This window comes from Phocaeicola dorei (genome assembly GCF_013009555.1).
Classification (GTDB): domain Bacteria; phylum Bacteroidota; class Bacteroidia; order Bacteroidales; family Bacteroidaceae; genus Phocaeicola; species Phocaeicola dorei.
The window spans coordinates 518,573-525,000 of sequence record NZ_CP046176.1; the positions used below are offsets into that span (position 1 = coordinate 518,573).

The 6,428-nt window shown below is 46.8% G+C and carries 2 protein-coding genes, 2 tRNA genes and 2 rRNA genes (1 of these 6 cut by a window edge); 5 read left to right on the plus strand and 1 reads right to left on the minus strand.

From position 1 onward, the window contains the following. The first annotated feature begins 34 nt into the window (after nucleotides 1-34). Nucleotides 35-706, plus strand: a complete 672-nt coding sequence (locus tag GKD17_RS02175; protein WP_032935419.1) for a porin family protein — start codon at nucleotides 35-37, stop codon at nucleotides 704-706. 101 nt (nucleotides 707-807) lie between these two features. Here GKD17_RS02175 and GKD17_RS02180 read toward each other — a convergent pair whose 3' ends face one another. Next, a complete protein-coding gene (locus tag GKD17_RS02180; RefSeq protein ID WP_032935422.1) occupies nucleotides 808-1,983 on the minus strand; it encodes a phosphoribosylaminoimidazolecarboxamide formyltransferase in 1,176 nt (391 codons plus the stop codon). 1,110 nt (nucleotides 1,984-3,093) lie between these two features. Here GKD17_RS02180 and GKD17_RS02185 point away from each other — a divergent pair. The 4 genes from GKD17_RS02185 to GKD17_RS02200 all read left to right on the plus strand — a co-directional run. Continuing rightward, a 16S ribosomal RNA gene (locus GKD17_RS02185) occupies nucleotides 3,094-4,625 on the plus strand. Between the two features lie 131 nt (nucleotides 4,626-4,756). Then, a tRNA-Ile gene (locus GKD17_RS02190) sits at nucleotides 4,757-4,830 on the plus strand. Nucleotides 4,831-4,845: 15 nt separating this feature from the next. Further along, a tRNA-Ala gene (locus GKD17_RS02195) sits at nucleotides 4,846-4,919 on the plus strand. Nucleotides 4,920-5,048: 129 nt separating this feature from the next. After that, nucleotides 5,049-6,428, plus strand: a 23S ribosomal RNA gene (locus tag GKD17_RS02200) (it continues 1,509 nt past the right edge of the window). Together the 16S and 23S rRNA genes with 2 tRNA genes alongside form the textbook arrangement of a ribosomal RNA operon.

Consider the following 6,428-nt stretch of genomic DNA (forward strand, 5'->3'; position numbering starts at 1 on the left):
GCAGATTATGATTAAGGACACAAACTTTTTGGATATGGCACTAATAGATAGGGTAAGGGTGATAAAACTACTTCTTTTTGCACTGTTTGTGATGGTAAGAACGGTGGCTCCGGCTCAGAATCAGGTGGATTGGAGTATAAAGGCCGGTATCGGCATGGCAAATATTATAGGTGATAATATGGGATCTCCTAAAGTAAAGCTGGCGTATAAATTAGGCATTGGTCTGGAATGCCCTTTTGATAAGGTCTGGTCTTTACAAACAGGCGTCTCGTTTGTTTCCAAAGGGACTAATCATACGGCTGTTGAAACAGATGGAATTTCGGCTCAGGCGAAGGTAAATGTATCTTATTTGGAATTGCCTGTAATGGTGGCAGCCCGGTTTGCAATGGATCGGAATACTCATATACTTGTTGCTGCAGGGCCCTATGGAGCATGGGGGATTGGTGGTAAAACCAAGGCTTTAGGGCATCGCTGGTCATCATCTTCTACGCCGGATTGGAATACTGGAAATGTGGTTGAAATAGATACTTTTGGCAAAGGCGGACTTGATCTGCGCCGTTTCGATTATGGAGTGGCAATAGGGTTGTCGGTGGAATACCGGCATTATATGATAGGAGTGGAAGGACGGTTAGGGCTGTGCAAACTTCAAAAAGAACTTCAAGGGAAAAATATTACCGGGTTTGTAACAGCGGGATATAAATTTTAAGACGATTTTTTATATGGATTGTAAACACGGATTTTGCAGACTAAACATGACTTGCTTTATATCTGTAAATCCGTGTTGCAATTTGCACTGAGTATGAATAATTAATGATGGAATAAACGAATACCAGTGAATGCCATGGTGATGCCGTATTTGTCGCAAGTGTCAATTACATGGTCATCACGTACAGAACCTCCGGTTTGTGCTATGTATGCCACTCCGCTCTTATGCGCACGTTCTATATTGTCACCAAATGGGAAGAAAGCATCCGATCCCAATGATACCCCCTTCATGGTATCCAGCCATGCGCGCTTTTCTTCGCGGGTCAGTACTTTCGGTTTTTTTGTGAAGAATTGTTGCCAGATGCCGTCAGCCAAAACATCTTCATGGTCGTCACTGATATAGACATCAATTGTATTATCACGATCTGCACGGCGGATTTTTTCTACCCACGGCAGATTCATTACTTTAGGATGTTGGCGCAAATACCATATATCCGCTTTATTACCGGCAAGACGTGTACAGTGGATGCGGCTTTGCTGGCCGGCACCGATGCCGATAACCTGTCCGTCTTTTACATAACAAACAGAATTACTTTGTGTATATTTTAAGGTGATGAGGGCAATAATCAAATCGCGTTTTGCTTCGTCTGGAAAATGCTGGCTTTTAGTTGGAATATGGGTCAGCAGGCTTTCGTCCAGTTTGATTTCGTTGCGGCCCTGTTCAAAAGTAATACCGAATACATCTTTGTGTTCAATAGGTACAGGGCGGTAAGCTGGGTCTATTTTAATTACATTGTATGTCCCCTTGCGTTTGTTTTTCAGGATTTCTAGCGCTTCCGGTGTATAATTGGGAGCTATGACACCGTCTGAAACTTCACGGTTGATGAGGCGTGCGGTAGCTTCGTCGCAAGTATCGCTCAATGCGATAAAGTCTCCGTAAGAAGACATGCGGTCAGCGCCACGAGCGCGGGCATATGCGGTAGCCAATGAGGTAAGTGGTAGGTCGTTTACAAAATAAATTTTCTTCAAGGTGTCATTCAACTCGATTCCTACTGCAGCTCCTGCCGGGCTGACATGCTTGAAAGAGGCTGCTGCGGGCAGTCCGGTAGCTTCTTTCAATTCCTTGACCAGTTGCCAGCTGTTGAAAGCATCCAGAAAATTGATGTATCCGGGACGTCCGTTCAATACTTCGATAGGCAGTTCCCCTTCTTGCATGAAGATGCGTGACGGCTTCTGATTGGGGTTGCAGCCGTACTTTAATTCTAATTCCTTTGCCATAGTTTTATAATATTTCGGTTTATTGATTTTCAATGTGTGACAAAGGTACAAAATAAATGGGGAAGACAGGTTATAAGAACTGTTTTTGGTTGCAAACAACATGGTCGGGTGTTATTGGGGGAAGCTGGGATGTGAGATAGGAATTGCTTTGCGATATGAGAGGTTGTTTAATTTTAAAAAAAAAAACTTTCAAAAGAATGCTGAACAACATTTAAACAGGAACTGAGTTTCATTTTTATTCGGATTTTTGGGTCTGTCGGACTTTGGTGGGAAAGTATGTTTCAGGCTTGATACAACATTTTTCTGTTTTCCTTCCTAAAGTTTTTCAAGAGTGGTAGCATTGGCATCTGTTTTTGCTAACTCAGTTGTGTGTGCTGCGTACCTCGTCCTGTGTTTTCCGTAGCTGTCTTCCCTTCCCTGTCCTGGCTTACGGTGTTTGGTTGCCCCTCCGGACTCGCGCCTTCCCCTTCTTTAGTTCCAGCTCTTCCGTTTTTGTTTACGCGCGTGCGAATATTATAATGTGTCTGTCTTTTTCCTCTCGTGTCCTCCGTTATAAAAACCTTCTTTGTAACACATCTGTGATTCAGCGTATTACAAAAAAGTTTCAGGGAATCCGGATAATTTGTCTTGTGAAAGTTTGCCTGTTAGCGTTAAAAGGTCTACTTTTGCACCCGCAATCGAGAGAGATGCGGCACTTCAGACAGTGTTACTGACTTGGTGAAACAAACGTGGGAGATTTCCTTGATAGTGATCTGCACCTGGTATCTTACCTTAGCGGGGCTAAGGGAGCGAGAACGGATAAGACCTCGGGAGGATGGATGGTCCGCCTTTTATGGAAGTTTCGAAAAAAAACTTTTTCAAAAAAAACTTTCGAAAACATTTGGTGGTTACGATAAAATCTCTTACCTTTGCATCCGCTTTCGGAAACGATGGCAAACAGGAATAAGAGTTCTTTGAAAGATTTAAGATAAACAAACAAGTAGTACAAGCCGGTGCACCATATATATAATATGGTGTACGGAAAAACAAGAACCGTCAATATTTTTATTGTATTGATAGATTTGGAGTCCTTGAGCGTAAAGTCAACTTAAGTGTTGAAAGAATATTTTTACAATGAAGAGTTTGATCCTGGCTCAGGATGAACGCTAGCTACAGGCTTAACACATGCAAGTCGAGGGGCAGCATGGTCTTAGCTTGCTAAGGCTGATGGCGACCGGCGCACGGGTGAGTAACACGTATCCAACCTGCCGTCTACTCTTGGCCAGCCTTCTGAAAGGAAGATTAATCCAGGATGGGATCATGAGTTCACATGTCCGCATGATTAAAGGTATTTTCCGGTAGACGATGGGGATGCGTTCCATTAGATAGTAGGCGGGGTAACGGCCCACCTAGTCAACGATGGATAGGGGTTCTGAGAGGAAGGTCCCCCACATTGGAACTGAGACACGGTCCAAACTCCTACGGGAGGCAGCAGTGAGGAATATTGGTCAATGGGCGATGGCCTGAACCAGCCAAGTAGCGTGAAGGATGACTGCCCTATGGGTTGTAAACTTCTTTTATAAAGGAATAAAGTCGGGTATGCATACCCGTTTGCATGTACTTTATGAATAAGGATCGGCTAACTCCGTGCCAGCAGCCGCGGTAATACGGAGGATCCGAGCGTTATCCGGATTTATTGGGTTTAAAGGGAGCGTAGATGGATGTTTAAGTCAGTTGTGAAAGTTTGCGGCTCAACCGTAAAATTGCAGTTGATACTGGATGTCTTGAGTGCAGTTGAGGCAGGCGGAATTCGTGGTGTAGCGGTGAAATGCTTAGATATCACGAAGAACTCCGATTGCGAAGGCAGCCTGCTAAGCTGCAACTGACATTGAGGCTCGAAAGTGTGGGTATCAAACAGGATTAGATACCCTGGTAGTCCACACGGTAAACGATGAATACTCGCTGTTTGCGATATACGGCAAGCGGCCAAGCGAAAGCGTTAAGTATTCCACCTGGGGAGTACGCCGGCAACGGTGAAACTCAAAGGAATTGACGGGGGCCCGCACAAGCGGAGGAACATGTGGTTTAATTCGATGATACGCGAGGAACCTTACCCGGGCTTAAATTGCACTCGAATGATCCGGAAACGGTTCAGCTAGCAATAGCGAGTGTGAAGGTGCTGCATGGTTGTCGTCAGCTCGTGCCGTGAGGTGTCGGCTTAAGTGCCATAACGAGCGCAACCCTTGTTGTCAGTTACTAACAGGTGATGCTGAGGACTCTGACAAGACTGCCATCGTAAGATGTGAGGAAGGTGGGGATGACGTCAAATCAGCACGGCCCTTACGTCCGGGGCTACACACGTGTTACAATGGGGGGTACAGAGGGCCGCTACCACGCGAGTGGATGCCAATCCCTAAAACCCCTCTCAGTTCGGACTGGAGTCTGCAACCCGACTCCACGAAGCTGGATTCGCTAGTAATCGCGCATCAGCCACGGCGCGGTGAATACGTTCCCGGGCCTTGTACACACCGCCCGTCAAGCCATGGGAGCCGGGGGTACCTGAAGTGCGTAACCGCGAGGATCGCCCTAGGGTAAAACTGGTGACTGGGGCTAAGTCGTAACAAGGTAGCCGTACCGGAAGGTGCGGCTGGAACACCTCCTTTCTGGAGAGGATCCAAAGTAAAGGTTTTTGTTTTTGTACTGCTGTTGTTGTTTATTCAAGATATGATTCCGTATTAAGACGGAAGAGAGAAAGTAAGAAGCCGGGTCTAATGAAACAGACTAGGTTGAACTTAGTCCTATAGCTCAGTTGGTTAGAGCGCTACACTGATAATGTAGAGGTCGGCAGTTCAACTCTGCCTGGGACTACGAATCTTGAGATTCGGGGGATTAGCTCAGCTGGCTAGAGCATCTGCCTTGCACGCAGAGGGTCAACGGTTCGAATCCGTTATTCTCCACTCCATCAGAGACGTAAGATACGAAGATGACCGATCTATGACATATTGTACAAGCAAACAGTAATTTTAGTAGTAAAGAGCTGAAAGTATATATCATCCCGCTGGCACGCAAGTGTGGGCGAATGAATAAGGAAAGTAAAGAAGGGCGCATGGCGGATGCCTTGGCTCTCGGAGGCGATGAAGGACGTGATAAGCTGCGATAAGCTCCGGGGAGGTGCAAATAACCTTTGATCCGGGGATTTCCGAATGGGACAACCCGGCGTGTTGAAGACACGCCACCTGATCATTTCAGGAGCTAACGCAGGGAACTGAAACATCTTAGTACCTGCAGGAAAAGAAAATAACAATGATTCCCCCAGTAGTGGCGAGCGAACGGGGAATAGCCCAAACCGTTCATGTTACGGCATGATCGGGGTTGTAGGACTACGTCGTTGCATGAAGACATCGGAGAAGAACTTTCTGGAAAGAAAGACCATAGAGCATGACAGTTGCGTATTCGTATGTTGTCGAAGCATAGTAGTATCCTGAGTAGCGCGGAGCACGAGGAATTCTGCGTGAATCTGCCGGGACCATCCGGTAAGGCTAAATACTCCCGAGAGACCGATAGCGAACCAGTACCGTGAGGGAAAGGTGAAAAGCACTTCGAACAGAAGAGTGAAATAGTTCCTGAAACCGTGCGCCTACAAGCGGTCGGAGCTGCTTAAAGCAGTGACGGCGTGCCTTTTGCATAATGAACCTACGAGTTGCCTTTGCCGGCAAGGTTAAGTGTGACGACACACGTATCCGAAGCGAAAGCGAGTCTGAAGAGGGCGTATAGTCGGCAGTGGCAGACGCGAAACCAAGTGATCTACCCTTGGCCAGGTTGAAGGCTGGGTAACACCAGCTGGAGGACCGCACCAATAAGCGTTGAAAAGCTTCTGGATGAGCTGAGGGTAGGGGTGAAAGGCTAATCAAACTTGGAGATAGCTCGTACTCCCCGAAATGCATTTAGGTGCAGCCTTGTGGGTTACTGATGTGAGGTAGAGCGACTGATAAGATGCGAGGGCTTCACCGCCTATCAAGTCTTGACAAACTCCGAATGCGCATCAGTTTTACCTCAGGAGTGAGGGCATGGGTGCTAAGGTCCGTGCCCGAGAGGAGAAGAATCCGGACCACCTGCTAAGGTCCCGAAATGACAGCTAAGTTAAACTAACGAAGTCTGACTGCTAAGACAGCTAGGATGTTGGCTTGGAAGCAGCCATTCATTTAAAGAGTGCGTAACAGCTCACTAGTCGAGGAGTCTGGCGTGGATAATAATCGGGTATTAAGTTGTCTACCGAAGCAGTGGGATCATTGAAATGATCGGTAGGGGAGCATTCCAGTCAGCGTCGAAGGCGTACCGCGAGGTATTCTGGAGCGTCTGGAAAAGCAAATGTAGGTATAAGTAACGATAAAGGGGGCGGGAAACCCCCTCGCCGAAAGACTAAGGTTTCCTGATCAACGCTAATCGGATCAGGGTAAGTCGGGTCC